The organism is Delftia acidovorans NBRC 14950, from assembly GCF_001598795.1.
Classification (GTDB): domain Bacteria; phylum Pseudomonadota; class Gammaproteobacteria; order Burkholderiales; family Burkholderiaceae_C; genus Comamonas; species Comamonas acidovorans.
In genome coordinates this window covers 16,289-31,479 of record NZ_BCZP01000003.1, presented here as the reverse complement: position 1 = coordinate 31,479, position 15,191 = coordinate 16,289, and the positions used below count along the sequence as shown (strand labels likewise).

14 protein-coding genes are annotated in these 15,191 nt (G+C 68.6%); 9 read left to right on the top strand and 5 right to left on the bottom strand.

The window, feature by feature from the left end:
- The first annotated feature begins 91 nt into the window (after positions 1 to 91).
- Positions 92 to 1,231, top strand: a complete 1,140-nt coding sequence (locus tag DA1_RS04650; RefSeq protein WP_034391478.1) for a PA0069 family radical SAM protein — start codon at positions 92 to 94, stop codon at positions 1,229 to 1,231.
- A gap of 37 nt (positions 1,232 to 1,268) precedes the next feature.
- Here the strand turns inward: DA1_RS04650 and DA1_RS04645 are convergent, their stop codons facing one another.
- Positions 1,269 to 2,135, bottom strand: a complete 867-nt coding sequence (locus DA1_RS04645; RefSeq protein ID WP_034391479.1) for a LysR family transcriptional regulator — start codon at positions 2,133 to 2,135, stop codon at positions 1,269 to 1,271.
- Positions 2,136 to 2,241: 106 nt separating this feature from the next.
- On the opposite strand from DA1_RS04645, the gene DA1_RS04640 reads away from it, so the two are divergent.
- Both DA1_RS04640 and DA1_RS04635 read left to right on the top strand, forming a co-directional pair.
- Positions 2,242 to 3,366, top strand: a complete 1,125-nt coding sequence (locus DA1_RS04640) for a mandelate racemase/muconate lactonizing enzyme family protein (RefSeq protein ID WP_034391480.1) — start codon at positions 2,242 to 2,244, stop codon at positions 3,364 to 3,366.
- Between the two features lie 35 nt (positions 3,367 to 3,401).
- Positions 3,402 to 4,376: a Bug family tripartite tricarboxylate transporter substrate binding protein gene (locus DA1_RS04635; RefSeq protein WP_034391482.1), complete on the top strand. Its 975-nt coding sequence runs from the start codon at positions 3,402 to 3,404 to the stop codon at positions 4,374 to 4,376.
- A 30-nt stretch (positions 4,377 to 4,406) separates the two neighbouring features.
- Here the strand turns inward: DA1_RS04635 and DA1_RS04630 are convergent, their stop codons facing one another.
- A complete protein-coding gene (locus DA1_RS04630) occupies positions 4,407 to 5,258 on the bottom strand; it encodes a LysR substrate-binding domain-containing protein (protein WP_013803446.1) in 852 nt (283 codons plus the stop codon).
- Positions 5,259 to 5,439: 181 nt separating this feature from the next.
- On the opposite strand from DA1_RS04630, the gene phnD reads away from it, so the two are divergent.
- The 5 genes from phnD to phnX are packed head-to-tail and all read left to right on the top strand — an operon-like array spanning position 5,440 to position 10,083.
- On the top strand, positions 5,440 to 6,327 hold the full coding sequence (phnD, locus tag DA1_RS04625; RefSeq protein WP_034391484.1) for a phosphonate ABC transporter substrate-binding protein: 888 nt from the start codon (positions 5,440 to 5,442) through the stop codon (positions 6,325 to 6,327).
- Entirely contained in the window at positions 6,324 to 7,202 is an 879-nt protein-coding gene (gene phnC, locus DA1_RS04620; RefSeq protein ID WP_034391485.1) for a phosphonate ABC transporter ATP-binding protein, read from the top strand. Before phnD ends, phnC begins: the two co-directional genes overlap by 4 nt.
- Positions 7,202 to 8,047 (top strand): phosphonate ABC transporter, permease protein PhnE, encoded by an 846-nt coding sequence (phnE, locus tag DA1_RS04615; RefSeq protein WP_034391487.1) that lies wholly within the window; start codon positions 7,202 to 7,204, stop codon positions 8,045 to 8,047. Before phnC ends, phnE begins: the two co-directional genes overlap by 1 nt.
- A 47-nt stretch (positions 8,048 to 8,094) precedes the next feature.
- Complete coding sequence (psrA, locus tag DA1_RS04610; protein ID WP_034391488.1) at positions 8,095 to 9,183, top strand: iron-containing alcohol dehydrogenase PsrA; 1,089 nt, start codon at positions 8,095 to 8,097, stop codon at positions 9,181 to 9,183.
- Positions 9,184 to 9,237: 54 nt separating this feature from the next.
- Positions 9,238 to 10,083: a phosphonoacetaldehyde hydrolase gene (phnX, locus tag DA1_RS04605; protein WP_034391489.1), complete on the top strand. Its 846-nt coding sequence runs from the start codon at positions 9,238 to 9,240 to the stop codon at positions 10,081 to 10,083.
- A gap of 127 nt (positions 10,084 to 10,210) precedes the next feature.
- Here the strand turns inward: phnX and fghA are convergent, their stop codons facing one another.
- Together fghA and DA1_RS04595 are read right to left on the bottom strand one after the other, a co-directional pair.
- Entirely contained in the window at positions 10,211 to 11,083 is an 873-nt protein-coding gene (gene fghA, locus DA1_RS04600) for an S-formylglutathione hydrolase (protein WP_034398291.1), read from the bottom strand.
- A gap of 235 nt (positions 11,084 to 11,318) precedes the next feature.
- Positions 11,319 to 12,428 carry an S-(hydroxymethyl)glutathione dehydrogenase/class III alcohol dehydrogenase gene (locus tag DA1_RS04595; protein WP_012204334.1) on the bottom strand — a complete coding sequence of 370 codons (1,110 nt, stop codon included), beginning with the start codon at positions 12,426 to 12,428 and terminating at the stop codon, positions 11,319 to 11,321.
- 238 nt (positions 12,429 to 12,666) lie between these two features.
- Here DA1_RS04595 and DA1_RS04590 point away from each other — a divergent pair, with 238 nt between their 5' ends.
- The gene (locus DA1_RS04590; RefSeq protein ID WP_034391491.1) at positions 12,667 to 13,704 is read left to right on the top strand and encodes a GlxA family transcriptional regulator; all 1,038 of its coding nucleotides are present in this window, start codon (positions 12,667 to 12,669) and stop codon (positions 13,702 to 13,704) included.
- Between the two features lie 19 nt (positions 13,705 to 13,723).
- On the opposite strand, the gene DA1_RS04585 is transcribed toward DA1_RS04590, so the two are convergent.
- Positions 13,724 to 15,037: a DEAD/DEAH box helicase gene (locus tag DA1_RS04585; protein WP_034391493.1), complete on the bottom strand. Its 1,314-nt coding sequence runs from the start codon at positions 15,035 to 15,037 to the stop codon at positions 13,724 to 13,726.
- Positions 15,038 to 15,191 lie beyond the last annotated feature (154 nt).

The following is a 15,191-nucleotide window of genomic DNA, read 5'->3' as shown; positions in this document are numbered from 1 at the left end:
CAGGGGCATTGTCATCGTTCTGGATAACGGGCTGCTGCGCAGCTATGATCTGTATGTTTGTACAGTATTCATCGTTGCGGGAGCGAACCCCATGCGCGCCAACCCAGACCTCTCTCCGGAGCCGGCCTTCATTCCCCTGCACGCCATCAAGGGCCGGGGCGCAGCCAGCCAGCTGGCCCACCGCTTCACCACCGACCCGCGCGAGGCGTTCGATGACGGCTGGGGCAGCCTTGAGGCGCCTGCCGAAGGCGAGGAAGCCGCGCCCCTGCGCACCGAACTGCGCTGGGAGCAGGCCCGCTCGGCGCTGAGCCGCCACCAGTCGCCCGACCTGCCGTTTCACATGGGGCTCAATCCCTACCGGGGGTGCGAGCACGGCTGCATCTATTGCTATGCCCGGCCCACGCACAGCTACCTGGGCTGGTCGCCAGGGCTGGACTTCGAGACCCGGCTCATCGCCAAGCAGAACCTGCCCGAGCTGCTGCGCGCCGAGCTGTCGCGCGCCAGCCATGTGGCCGCGCCCGTGATGCTGGGCTCGGTCACCGACTGCTACCAGCCCGTGGAGCGCGAGCTGGGGCTGACGCGCCGCCTGATCGAAGTGCTGGCCGAGGCGCGCCACCCGTTTTCCATCGTCACCAAGGGCAGCGGGGTGGAGCGTGACCTGGACCTGCTGGCCCCGCTGGCGCGCCAGGGCCTGGCCTCGGTGCACATCACGCTGACCACGCTGGACGCTGACCTGGCACGCCACCTGGAGCCGCGCGCCGCCGCGCCGCACCGCCGGCTGCGCAGCATCCGCGCGCTGACCGAGGCGGGCGTGCCCGTGGGCGTGAGCCTGGCACCGCAGATTCCCTTCATCAACGAAGACCTGGAGAAGGTGCTGGAGGCGGCCGCCGACGCAGGCGCGCGCCATGCCTTCTATGCCGTGCTGCGCCTGCCCTGGGAAGTGGCGCCGCTGTTCGAGCAATGGCTGCAGGTGCACTACCCCGACCGCGCCCGCCGCGTGATGGAGCGCGTGCGCGACCTGCACGGCATCCAGGGCGAGCAGCGCGAGGCCGGCCGCGTGTACAACGCCGAGTTCGGCCAGCGCATGAAGGGCACGGGCCACTGGGCCGAGCTGCTGCGCCAGCGCTTCGCGCTGGCCTGCCGTCGGTACGGGTTCAACCGCGAGCCGCTGCGGCTCGATTGCAGTCTCTACCACCCTTCGCTGCTGCTGGCGCAACGCAGCCTGTTCTGAGTCCCGGCGGCACAGGCCCCGGCCAGGGCCGGGTCAGCTAGTGGTGGTCGATCAGCTCGGACAAGGCGGCTGCCAGAGGGGAGCGCACCGAAGAGCGCAGCCACACCATGCCCACTTCGCGGGACGGGCTCGGAGGGGGCAGCGGCCATCGGCGCGTTCTGGCATCCGGCGGTCCCAGCACGGGCCAGTCCGGCAGGATGGAGACACCGAAGCCTTCCGCAACCAGCTGTGCGATCTGCTCGATGCCGTCCAGCTCGAAGCGGACCTTTGGCTTGATGCCGTGGCCCCGCAGGTATTCATCCGCCATTTTTCCTGCCACCACCTTGCGGTCGTACTGGATGAAGGGCTCGCGTGCGGCCGTGAGCAGCGGATCGCGCACCTTCATGTCCCGGGGCGCGAGAAGAATCAGCGCCTCGCTGCGCATCAGCCGCCATTCGCAGGTCTTGGGCATGGCGAAGGCCGGGTGCACAAGGATGGCCGCATCCAGATGGCCGGCCTGCACCTGGTCCAGCAGCAGTGAGGAGGTGCCGGGTTCGATGTAGACGCGCACGGCCGGATGGGCGCTCATCCACCGGCGCAGCAGCGGGGGCACCAGGCCCATCAGCGCCGTGGGCGTTGCCCCCAGCCTCAATGGGCCTGCGGGAAGCTCGGTGGCCGATGCGGCCGACCTCAGGTTCTCCACGGATTTGAGCACCTCCCGCGCATGCTCCACGATCCGGGCGCCAACGACGGTGAGCCGCACCGTCCGGCCCACCCGCGTGAGCAGTGCGCAGCCCACGTCGGCCTCCAGCGCACGCATCTGCTGGGCCACGGTGGTGGGCGGCAGGTCCAGCCTGCGCGCGGCGTCGGCCATCGAGCCGCAGTCCACGACGGCAATGAAGCTCTGGAGAAAGCGCGAATCCATGCGACGCATTTTGCGTCATCTGAACCATGGGACACCATCTTTGTTGCAGATCTCCTGAAGCGCAAAGTTCGCTCGTTCCCGCTTCCAAACCATGTCAGGAGAGCACATGCCCCTCATCGAATCCATTGAAGTCTGCGTTGCCCGCGTGCCGCTGGACAAGGTCACCTATCTGTCGAACCGCACCGTGGTCGACCGCCACTACGGACTGGTCAAGGTCCGCAGCAGCGACGGCGTCGAAGGCATCGGCTTTTGCTATGTGGGCAATGCGGCGGGCGAGCTGTTCCGCGTCGCGGTCGAGCAACTGCTCGGTCCTGTGCTGCTGGGCCGCGATTGCCTGGCCGTCGAAGGGCTGTGGAAGGAGATGTACCAGGAGGCGCTGCTGCAAGGCCGCATGGGCACCGTGATGCGCGCACTGAGCGCACTCGACATTGCGCTGTGGGATCTCAATGCCCGCACCGCCCAGATGCCGTTGCACAAGTACCTGGGCGCGGTGGAGCTGGACACGGTGCCGGCCTATGCCAGCGGCGGCTACTACGTGGACGGCAAGACCGCCGGCCATGTCGGCGAGGAGATGGCCGGCTATGTCGAGCTGGGCTTTCAGGCCGTGAAGATGAAGACCGGCCGCTGGTCGCCCCAGGGCGAGGAGTCGCGCGTGAAGGCGGCGCGCGAGGCCATCGGCCCGGACGTGGAGCTCATGCTGGACTGCAACAACGGCTGGGTGGACACCGTGCAGGCCATGCAGTACCTGCGCCGCATGGAGGCATACGACCCCTATTTCATCGAGGAGCCGTTCAGCCCCGACGATGTCGAAAGCCACGCCCGCCTGGCAAAGCTCACCCGCATTCCCGTGGCCACCGCGGAAATCGGCTATGGCCGCTGGTACCACAAGCATCTGCTCGACATGGGCGCCGCATCCATCCTGCAGACCGACGCCGCAGTCTGCGGGGGCATTACCGAGTGGAAGCGCATTGCCGCCATGGCCGCTGGCTATGGGCTGCAGATGTGTCCGCACTGGTTTCACGATGTGCACGCGCCGCTGGTGGCCGCGACCCCCAATGCGCGCTATGTCGAGTTCTTCTGGGATGACCAGGTGCTGAACTTCCGCCGCCTGCTGGACCGCCAGCTGGCGCAGGAAAAGGGCCGTGTCGTGCTGCACCAGACGCCGGGGCTCGGCTTCAATTTCGACGAGGCGCAGGTGTCCCGGTTCGGCCGCTGGACCTCGGTGGCGTAAGACCGCCGCCAGCCCATCATCCAAGGAGACAAGCCATGCAACGCAGACAGTTCCTGACCTCGGCCGCCGCAGCCACCGCCCTGCATGCCCATCCGGGCTTTGCACAGGCCAGGCCGCCGGCGGGCCCGGTCAAAATCCTCGTCGGCTTCTCGGCAGGCGGCGGCACGGACATCCTGGCGCGGATCATCGCCAACCGGCTCAACCAGCTGTGGGCCATTCCCGTCATCGTCGAGAACCGGCCAGGGGCGGCGGGGCTGATTGCCGCTGCCGAGGCCGCCAGGGCCGCGCCCGATGGGCAGACGCTCATGATGGGCCACATCAATGCCCTGGGCATTGCCCCTGCGCTCAACCCCAGGCTCGGCTTCTCGCCGGAGCGGGACTTCTCCGCCATCGCCCTGGTGGGCCAGACCCCGCAGGTCCTGGTTGCCAGCCCCAAGGCTTCCGCCACCATGCAGGGCCTGCTGGCCGCATTGAAGCAAAAGCCGGGGGAGGTCAGCTTCGGCTCCTCGGGCACGGGGTCGGCCCAGCACCTTGCGCTGGCGCTGTTCGAGCAGACTGCGGCGGTGTCCGCGCTCCATATCCCGTACAAGGGCGCGTCGAACGTGATGACGGATCTGCTGGGCGGCCAGATCGACTACGCGTTCGAGGGGATGACCACGGCGGCGCCCTTCATCAAGGGCGGAAAAGTCCATGCCGTGGCTCAGACGGGAATGAAGCGCGCCAAGGCCTTCGCGGAGATTCCCACCGTGGCGGAGCAGGGCTATTCCGGGTTCAACGCGAGCATCTGGTTCGGCCTGGTGGGCCCCGCAAGAATGCCCGCCGATCTGGTGGCCCGCATCAATGCGGACGTCAACCGCATCCTGGCCATGCCCGATGTGGTGGCCAAGCTCGAAGAGTTCGGCGCAGAGGATGGAGGGGGGACGCCGCAGCGCTTTGACGCCTTCATGCGCGATGAACGGGCGAAGTGGGCCCGGCTGATCCAGGCGCGCGGAATCAGGGTGGAGGGCTGAGGCGGGGGCCGAGGTGGCCCGGCGCGGCCCTCAAACCGCCTCCAGAAAAGACCTCACCAGCAGGCTGTCGCTGCGCTCGCGCATGCAATAGACATAGGTGGTGGTGCTGGCCGGGTCGCCCGCGATGCGCAGCGGGCGAAAGCGCGGGTCGGGGATGAATTCGGCTTCGGACACGGCGCCCAGTCCCAGGCCGCGCGCCACGGCTTCGCGTATGGCTTCGCGGCTGCCGATCTCCAGTTCGGTGCGCGGCTGCACGCCGGCGGCCTGCAGCACCGATTCCAGCGCGGTGCGCGTGGTCGAGCCGTGCTCGCGCAGCAGCAAAGGCTGGCCCTGCAGTTCGGACAGCGCGATTTCGCTGCGCCGCGCGAAGGGATGGGCCACATGGGCGAACAGCACGATGGCGTGGCGCGCGTACTCGCGTGCCAGCAGCTCCGGGCGGTCGTAGAGGCCGGCGAGCACGGCCACGTCGGTGTCGTAGCGTTCCAGGTCGGCCAGCACCTGCTGCGAGTTGCCCATGCGGATGGACAACTGCATGCCCGGATGCCGTGCGCGGTAGGCGGCCACCATTTCGATCACATGGAAGGGCCCCACGGCGCCGATCTTGAGCTCGCCCTGGTGCAGTTGCCCCGAGTCGCGCAGGAAGAATTCGGCCTCGGCCTCCAGCGCCATGATTTTCTGCGCCATGGGCAGCAGTCTGGCGCCTGCGCCCGTGAGCGTCATGCGGTAGCCGCGGCGGTGGAACAGCTCGATCTGGCTTTGGCGCTCCAGCGTGGCGATCTGGGTGGAGATGGTGGGCTGGCTCACGCCCAGTGCGCGGGCGGCGGCGCTGAGGCTGCCGTGGTGGGCGACGGCGATGAAGGCGCGGTAGCGGGCGTTGCTCACGAAAGTCGGTATCTCAAGGTTTTGTCTATGGATGCTGTCAAAACCGATTCTGAAACTTTCACATGGCAGAAATATGTCGCTCCTAGCATTCAGCCATCCCCACCCGCCTGGCGATTTGGCCGGCGATTCACGGATCCACCGATCTGCCGATGTGCCTGACCTGATGCAAAGGAACGCTCCCATGAAGATGAACCGCAAGACCTGGCTGCGCCATGCCGCAGCCGTGCTGGCCCTGGCCGCCACCGCCACCACCGCTACCACTGCCGCCTTTGCCCAGCCCGCCGAGCTGCGCGTGGGCCTGATCCCCTCGGAGGACGCGCAGGCCATGATCCGCGCCAGCCAGCAGGTCATGGACCAGCTGGCCACCCGCACCGGCATGAAGGTGCGGCCCTTCGTGGCCAATGACTACAACGGCGTGATCGAGGCGCTGCGCTCCAACAAGATCGACATCGCCTTCCTCGGCCCGTTCTCGTACGTGCTGGCCAGCCAGGTGGCGGGCGCCGAGGCCTTTGCGGTGGCCGTGACCAAGAAGACGGGCAAGAGCGCGTACCACAGCATGGTGATCTCCCGCAAGGACAAGGGTCCGGCCAGCGTGGCCGATCTCAAGGGCCGCAGCTTTGCCTTTGTGGACCCGACCTCGGCGTCGGGCCACCTGTTTCCCAAGGCCGGGTTGATGGCCGAGGGATTCGATGCGGACAAGGGCTTTTCGCGCGTGATCTTCTCGGGCTCGCACGACGCCAGCATCATGGCCGTGGCCAACGGCAAGGTGGATGCGGCGGCCGTGGCCGACCGCATCTTCGACTCGGCCGTGAGCAAGGGCCTGGTCAAGCGCGAGGACTTCCAGATCGTCTGGCGCTCCCAGCCCATCCCCGAGTCGCCCATGACCTGGCGCAAGAGCCTGGACGCCGGCACCAAGCAGAAGGTGGCTGCGGCCCTGGCCGAGGTCAAGGACTTGCCCTGGGGCGACCAGGGTGTGCTCGACGGCTTCGCGGCCACGGATGACAAGGCCTACGACGTGGTACGCCAGACGGCCAAGGCCCTGAAGCTCGACCTGGGGAGCATGAAATGATCCGCATTCGCCAATTGCGCAAGAGCTATGGCAGCAACCACGTGCTGCATGGCATCGACCTGGATGTGCAGCCCGGCGAGTTCGTCGTCATGCTGGGCCTGTCGGGGGCCGGCAAGTCCACGCTGCTGCGCTGCATGAACGGCCTGGCCCGCGCCGACAGCGGCACGCTGGAGGTGGGCGGCATGGACCTGATGCTGGGCGGCGGCAGGCACAGCCGGCGCGAGCTGGCTCGCCATGTGGCCATGGTCTTTCAGCACCACAACCTGGTGCCGCGCCTGTCGGTGCGCAAGAACGTGCTGACCGGGCGCCTGGGCCAGACCGGCACCCTGGCCTCGGTGCTGCAGCTGTTCCGCGAAAGCGATATCCGCCTGGCCGACCAGTGCCTGGAGCGCGTGGGCCTGGCCCACAAGGCGCTGGAACGCACCGAGGCGCTGTCGGGCGGGCAGATGCAGCGCGTGGGCATTGCCCGCGCGCTGGCCCAGCAGCCCCAGGTCATCCTGGCCGACGAGCCCGTGGCCAGCCTGGACCCCAAGACCGCGCGCAGCGTGCTGCAGTACCTGCGCGATGCCACGCGCGAGCTGGGCATTGCCGTGGTCTGCAACCTGCACCAGGTGGACTACGCGCGGGAGTTCGGCGACCGTGTGCTGGGCCTGGCCCAGGGCCGCATGGTCTTTGACGGATCGCCGCAGGCGCTGGACGAGGCCGCGCTGCAGGCCATCTACCATGCGCAGCCCACTGCAGGGCAAGGCGCAGGGCAGGGCGCAGAGCCGGACACACCTCCGGGCACGGCGGCCATAGGGCCTGCCGGCCTGCATGCGCAGGCGCCGGTGCCTGCCTCGTGGATGCGGGCCAGCGCGCCCGCAGGAGGACTGTGATGACCAGCGCCAATTCCTGGAGCCCCGAGCCGCGCGACCGCTGGCAATGGACCGCGCCGCGCCCCCATGGCGCCCTGGGCTGGACCGGCTATGCGGCTGCGGCCCTGGCCATCGCCTGGGTGCTGCACTGGAGCGCGGGCGGCGCGCAGATGAGCTGGGGTGAACTGGCGGCAGGCATGCCCCAGATCGCAGACTTCGTGGCGCGCTCCGTGCCGTCGGACTGGAGCATGCTGCCGCGCCTGATGGCGCCCGCGCTGGAGACGGTGCAGATCGCCATCTGGGGCACGCTGCTGTCCGTGGTGCTGGCGCTGCCGCTGTCCTTCATCGCGGCCAGCAACCTGCATGGCTGGCACTGGCTGCGGCGCATCACGCGGCAGTTCCTGAACGTGGTGCGCAGCATCAACGAGCTGATCCTGGCGCTGGTCTTTGTCTCGGCCGTGGGCCTGGGGCCGTTTCCCGGCGTGCTGGCCCTGGCCCTGCATGGCATGGGCATGCTGGGCAAGTTCTTCGCCGAGAGCATCGAAGAGATCGACGACGGCCCGCTGCAGGCCCTGCGCAGCGCAGGCGCCACGCAATTGCAGCTCATCGTCTTCGGCGTGATACCGCAGGCCATCACGGCCTGGATTGCGGTCGTGCTCTACCGCTTCGAGGTCAACCTGCGCTCGGCCACGGTGCTGGGCATGGTGGGCGCGGGCGGGCTGGGTTTCGAGCTGGTCGGCAGCCTCAAGCTGTTCCGCTACCAGGAGACGGCCACCTGCATCGTGGTCATCACCGTGATGGTGATCGCCGCCGATCTCGTCTCCCACTGGCTGCGCCGCCGCATCCAGCAGGGCACCCGCCATTGAGGGCTGCGCTTTTACCGGCGCCCCCGTTTCATTCAAAGGACCGATTTGTGTGGACCTATCACAACCCCGTTGCCATCCATGCCGGCCCTGGCCGCCTGGACCGCCTGCCCGAGCTGCTGGCCGGGCGCGACTGCCTGCTGGTGACGTTTCCCGAGGCCGAATCCCTGGGCCTGGTGCAGCAGCTGCGCCAACGGCTGGGCAGCCAGCTGCGCGGCGTGGTGGACGGCATTGCGCCCAACCCCGATGTGCAGTGGCTGGCCCCGCTGTATGACCGCGTGCACCGCGAATACGCCGAGGTCCCGTGCATCGTGGCCCTGGGCGGCGGCAGCGCCATCGACTCGGCCAAGGCGCTGATGTGCGCCACGCCCACGCGGCGTTTCGGCGAACTGCTGCAGGCCCTGGAGCAGGGGCTGGCCCTGCCGGCCGCAGGCCACAAGGCGCTGATCGCCATTCCCACCACGGCCGGCACGGGCAGCGAGGTCACGCCCTGGGCCACGATCTGGGACCAGGCCGCTGGCCGCAAGCACTCGCTGCACCAGCACTGGACCTGGCCCGAGGCCGCCATCATCGACGCGCAGCTCATGCAAAGCCTGCCGGCCGGCGCCACGCTGGCCTCGGGGCTGGATGCGCTGTCGCATGCGCTGGAGTCCATCTGGAACCGGCACCGCAATCCCGTCTCCACCACCTTGGCCGTGGGCGCCGCGCGGCGCACCCTGGCCACGCTGCCCGCGCTGATGCAGGACCTGGGCAGCCTGCCGCTGCGAAGCCGCATGGCCGAGGCAGCCCTGATGGCCGGCCTGGCCTTCTCCAACACCCGCACGGCGCTGGCGCATTCGCTGTCCTACGACATCACGCTGCGCCATGGCGTGGCCCACGGCATTGCCTGCTCGTTCAGCCTGCCGCTGGTGCTGGAGATGGCCCTGGGCGCCGACGACCAGGCCGACGCGGCCCTGCTGTCCATCTTCGATGCCGCCACGGGCGAGCTGGCCGTGCAGCGCCTGCGCAACTTCCTCGAAAGCCTGGGCGTGGCCACCGATCCCGCCCACTACGGCGTGCCCGGGGATGAGTGGCAGCAGCTGCTGCAGTCGGCCGCATCCGGCCCGCGCGGGCGCAATTTCATCCGCACGCTGGAATGAACAGGCGCGTGCGGCCCTCTTCTGTTTGAACCTCTTTCCTTGTCAATAAACACCATGAACCACACCACCGTCTCCACCGCCGCCGCCGATCTGTCGCCGCTGCAGGCCGTCATCTTCGACTGGGCCGGCACCCTGGTCGATTTCGGCTCGCTGGCGCCCACGCAGATCTTTGTCGAGGCCTTTGCCAGCTTCGGCATCACCATCACCCTGGCCCAGGCTCGCGGCCCCATGGGCCTGTCCAAGTGGCAGCACATCCACGAGCTGCTGCAGAACGAAGGCATCCGCGCGCAATGGCACAAGGCCTTCGGCCAGCCGCCTGGCGACGCCGACGTGGATGCCATCTACGCCCGCTTCATGCCCATGCAGATCGCCAAGGTCGGTGAGTTTTCGGCACCCATCGAAGGCGCGCCTGAATTGCTGGGCTGGCTGCGCGCGCAGGGCCTGAAGGTGGGCTCGTGCTCGGGCTATCCGCGTGAAGTCCTGAACCAGCTGCTGCCGCAGGCAGCGGCCAACGGCCTGGCTCCCGACCATGTGGTGGCCGGCGATGAAATGGCCGCAGGCGGCCGCCCAGGCCCCTTCATGGCGCTGGCCAATGTGCTGGCGCTGGGCATTGGCGACGTGCGCGCCTGCGTGAAGGTGGACGACACCGTGCCCGGCATCGAGGAAGGCCGCAACGCCGGCATGTGGACCGTGGGCCTGACCCTGTCCGGCAACGAAGTCGGCTACTCCCCCGCCGAACTGGCCGCCGCCCCCGCCGAAGAAGTGCGCGAGCGCGTAGCCCGCGCCGAGGCCAAGCTGCGCGCAGCCGGCGCCCACCACGTGATCGCCAGCGTGAAGGACCTGCCGCAGGTACTGGAGCGGATTGCGCAGGACATGCGCGCGGGGCGCATGCCTGGATGAGACGCGCCCGTTCTATGGTCTTGTGCCCAATCTTGGAAACTGGCGCGCTCCAACCCAGGGACAGCAAGCAAGGGCCGCCCCGCAGCGAGGCTGTCGTCCCCCTTTCAGGGGGAAGGCGCGAAGCGCCTCAGGGGGTACTCAACTGCTCTGCATGGTGGCGCAGATGGTCATCAATGAAGCTCTGGATGAAGTAGTAGCCGTGGTCGTAGCCGCCGTGGCGGCGCAGCGTCAGCGGCTGGCCGGCCTGGGCGCAGGCGGCCTCGAAGGCTTCGGGCAGCAGCTGCTTTTCGATCAGGAACTTGTCGGCCAGGCCCTGGTCCACGAGGATGCCGGCCGGGTAGGGCGCCTCGGTCTGGGCGGCCATCAGGCAGCTGGCGTCATGCGCTTCCCAGGCCTTGCGGTCATCGCCCAGATAACCTGAGAAGGCTTTCTGGCCCCAGGGGCAGTTGACGGGGTTGGCGATGGGCGCGAAGGCCGACAGGCTCCTGAAGCGGCCCGGATGGCGCAGCGCCAGCGTGAGCGCGCCGTGGCCGCCCATGGAGTGGCCGAAGATGCCCAGCCGCTGCGCGTCAATGGGCAGGCGTGCGGCGATCAGCGGCAGCAGCTCGCCCAGCAGATAGCTTTCCATGCGCCAGTGCAGTGCCCAGGGCTTGGTGGTGGCATCCAGGTAGAAGCCCGCGCCCACACCGAAGTCCCAGGCATCGGCCTCGCCGGGCAGGCCTGCGCCGCGCGGGCTGGTGTCGGGCGCGATCAGCGCAATGCCCAGCTCGGCGGCCAGGCGCTGGGCGCCGGCCTTGGTCATGAAGGTCTCTTCGGTGCAGGTCAGCCCGGCCAGGTAGAGCACGGCAGGCACCTTCTCGCCGGCCACGGCCTTGGGCGGCAGGAAGACCGAGAACTTCATGTTCAGGCCGATCTCGGCGGAGAAATGCTCGTAGAAACGCTGTGCGCCGCCGAAGCAGGCATGGGCGTTCTTGAGTTCCAGGGGCGGCAGTGCGGACATGGTGTTCCTCAAAAAGAAAAATGCTACGGGCACCTTGGCAAGCGGTGCGTGCAGCATTCAAAGATGGGAGTTGATACGCTATACACGGTCAACGGCCCATGAAACTGGCGCTGCCCAGGCGAGAGGCGCCGAGCAAGAGCCGCCTCGCGGCGGGGGCGCCCAGCCGAGGGCGTCGTCCCCCTCCCTCGCGTAGCGAATAGAGAGGGGGAAGGCGCGCAGTGCCTCAGGGGGAGCTTCAGTACACGACGACGGAGCGGATGGACTTGCCTTCGTGCATCAGGTCAAAAGCCTCGTTGATTTCCGGCAGGCCCATGGTGTGCGTGACGAAGGGGGCCAGCTGGATCTCGCCACTCATGGCCTGCTCGACCATGCCGGGCAGCTCGCTGCGGCCCTTGACGCCGCCGAAGGCCGTGCCCAGCCACTTGCGGCCCGTCACCAGCTGGAAGGGGCGTGTGGAGATTTCCTGGCCCGCGCCGGCCACGCCGATGATGACCGACTGGCCCCAGCCGCGGTGCGCGCATTCCAGGGCGGCACGCATCACGTTGACGTTGCCGATGCACTCGAAGCTGTGGTCCACGCCCCAGCCCGTCATCTCGACGATGACCTGCTGGATGGGCTTGTCGAAATCCTTGGGATTCACGCAGTCGGTGGCGCCGAAGGTGCGGGCCAGGTCGAACTTGGAGGGGTTGGTGTCCACGGCGATGATGCGGCCGGCCTTGGCCAGCTTGGCGCCCTGGATCACGGCCAGGCCGATGCCGCCCAGGCCGAACACGGCCACGGTGTCGCCTTCCTGGACCTTGGCGGTGTTCTTGACGGCACCCAGGCCCGTGGTCACGCCGCAGCCCAGCAGGCAGACCTGCTCGGGGTTGGCATCGGGATGGATCTTGGCCAGAGAGACTTCGGCGACCACGGTGTACTCGCTGAAGGTGGAGCAGCCCATGTAGTGGTAGATGGGCTCGCCGTTGTACGAAAAGCGCGTGGTGCCGTCGGGCATCACGCCCTTGCCCTGGGTGGCGCGCACGGAAACGCACAGGTTGGTCTTGCCGCTCTTGCAGAACAGGCATTCGCCGCATTCGGCGGTGTACAGCGGGATCACGTGGTCGCCGGGCTTGACGCTGGTCACGCCTTCGCCGACCTCGACGACGATGCCCGCGCCTTCATGGCCGAGCACGGCGGGGAAGATGCCTTCCGGGTCGTCGCCCGACAGCGTGAACGCGTCGGTGTGGCAGACGCCGGTGTGGGTGATCTTGATCAGGACCTCGCCCTTCTTCGGGGGGGCCACGTCGATCTCGACGATCTGCAGGGGTTCTCCAGCCTTGAAGGCGACGGCGGCTTTGGATTTCATGGGCGTGTCTTTCTGTCGGGGTGGCTCAGGAACGGCAGGGCGCGCGCTCCGCGAAGCCTTGAATGTAGGCCATGGCCGGGCGGCCCGGCCGCATCATGGCCGCAGCCCCAGGTGATATGTCCGAATCTGAGGGGTGTGGCCGGTGTCGGCCGGGCCTGCTGGCCGTGGGTGCTTGCGTCTTTTCGTATAGTCCGCCCCATTCTTTCCACCCTGACCGCCTCCGAGCCCGCCGTTTCCCATGGACCACCGCCACGCCAGCGCCCACCGCATCGATCTTGTCGTCTACCCCGGCTTCAAGGCGCTGGAGGCCATAGGACCCATGTCGGTGTTCGACTATGCCAACGTGCACCTGCGCGCGCGCGGCCAGAGCGACGGCTACGAGGTGCGCGTGGTCTCGCAGCGGCAAGGGGCCGTGCGCTCGGACACGCTGATGTCGCTGGAGGCCACGCATACGCTGGCCGGGCTGGAGGCTGCAGGCATGGGCTGCACCGTGGTTGTCGTGGGCTCGCGCCATATCGAGCAGGTGCTGGGCGGCTCGGCCGAGCTGGTCGCCTGGCTGGGCCGCGTGGCGCCGCGTGTGCAGCGGCTGATTGCGCTGTGCTCGGGCAGCTTCTTCCTGGCCGAGGCGGGCTTGCTGGACGGCCGGCGCGCGGCCACGCACTGGAGCGTGACGGCGCAACTGGCCCAGCGCCATCCGCGCGTGCAGGTCGATGCCGATGCCATCTACCTGCGCGAGGAAATCCGCGATGGTGAAGGCAGCCGCCAGCTGTGGACCTCGGCCGGCGTGACGGCCGGCATCGACCTGGCCCTGGCCGTGGTGGAAGAGGATTTCGGCCACGCGCTGGCGCTGGAGGTGGCGCGTGACCTGGTCATGTATCTCAAGCGCCCCGGCGGGCAGTCGCAGTTCAGCGTGCCGCTGGCGGCCCAGGCCGCGCAGCACGGCGGCGTGCAGGCCGTGCAGCAGTGGGTGATGGCCCATCTGGCCGAGCCCCTGACCCTCACGCAGATGGCCGAGCAGGCGCACATGAGCGAGCGGCACCTGCGCCGCGTGTTCCAGCAGGAAACGGGGCAAAGCCCCACGGCCTTTGTGGAGAGCGCGCGGCTGGAGGCGTCCAAGCAACTGCTGGAAAGCCAGGCCCATCTGCCGCTCAAGACCGTGGCCGCGCGCGTGGGCCTGGGCTCGGAGCAGGCGCTGCGCCACCTGTTCGTGCGCCATCTGGGCATTACCCCGGTGGCGTACCGGGATCGCTTTGGCGGGCGCGGCGGCGCAGGCTGAGCGGATCGGGCTGGAAAACTCAGCCTCTTTTGGCTGCTGCCTCGGCAGCCTGCGCGGCACGCAGCTTGTCTTTTTTGCTCGGGCGGCGGCCCTTGATGCCGCCGTTGCCGTCCTGCGCCACCGGAGGCGGCGGCACGGGCTCGGTGGGCTCGAAGCCCGGCAACTGCTCCAGTTCAAGGTCCAGCTGGTTGCGCTTGCAGATCAGCGCCCAGTGCGCCTGGTCGACCGGCGTCACGAAGCTGATGGCCGTGCCGTCCTCGCCCGCGCGGCCCGTGCGGCCGATGCGGTGCACATAGTCGGTGGCCGAGCGCGGCAGGTCGTAGTTGACGACCAGGGGCAGCTGGGTGATGTCGATGCCGCGCGCCGCCAAGTCGGTGGTGATCATCACCTGCCAGCGCTTGGCCTTGAAGTCGGCCAGCGCTTCCTTGCGTGCGCCCTGGCTCAGGTCGCCATGGAAGGCCGTGGCGAAGATGCCGGCCTTGTAGAGCTTTTCAGCCACCAGTTCGGCCGTGTGCCGCGTGGCCACGAAGACCAGGGCACGTTCGAGCATGACAGGGTCGGTACCCGCAGCGGTGTCGCCCTGCACCAGCTGGCGCAGCAATTGCGTGCGGCGCGCGCGGTCCACGGCAATGGCGCGCTGGGTGATGCTTTGCGGGCTGGCGGCATCCTGGCCTTCGGCGGCATCGACGCGTGCCTGAACGGGATCGTGCAGCAGGCCCGTGGCCAGCGATTGCACGGCGTCGGGGTAGGTGGCTGAGAACAGCAGGGTCTGGCGTTGCTTCGGCAGCAGGGCCAGCACGCGCTGCAGCTCTTCCTGAAAGCCCAGGTCCAGCAGGCGGTCGGCCTCGTCCAGCACCAGGTGGCGCACGGCGGACAGGCGCACGGCGTTGTGCTCCACCAGGTCCAGCAGGCGGCCCGGCGTGGCCACCAGGAAGTCGGCACTGCCGCGCAGCATCATCATCTGCGGGTTGATGGACACGCCGCCATAGACCACACCGATGCGCGGCGGCTGCTTGAGCGCGCGGCCCAGGTCGGACAGCGTCTCGCCCACCTGCTGGGCCAGCTCGCGCGTGGGCACCACGATCAGCGTGGTCAGGGTTCGCACAAAGCCGCCCTGAGCACCCTGGGCCTTGCCGCCATCCATCCAGCGCTGCAGCAGCGGCAGCAGGTAGGCGGCCGTCTTGCCCGAGCCCGTGGGCGCACAGGCCCAGAGGTCGCGGCCTGCAAGCACGGGGGCGATAGACTGGGTCTGTATGGGCGTGGGATCGACCAGGCCCAGGTCTTGGAGGCTGGAGACCAGCGCCGGGCTCAGGCCGAGGGAGGCAAAGTTCATGGTGTGCAGGAGTGGCTGGGGCCGGAACCCCGGCGCATGGAAGGCCCGGCCACGAGGGCCGGGGGGGCATTGTCGGCGAAACCGCGCTGCTGCGTGAAGCAGGGGGCTTGGCCCCGGCGCTCAGGCCAGGCGGCGCAGCCGGCCAGCAGGTCGT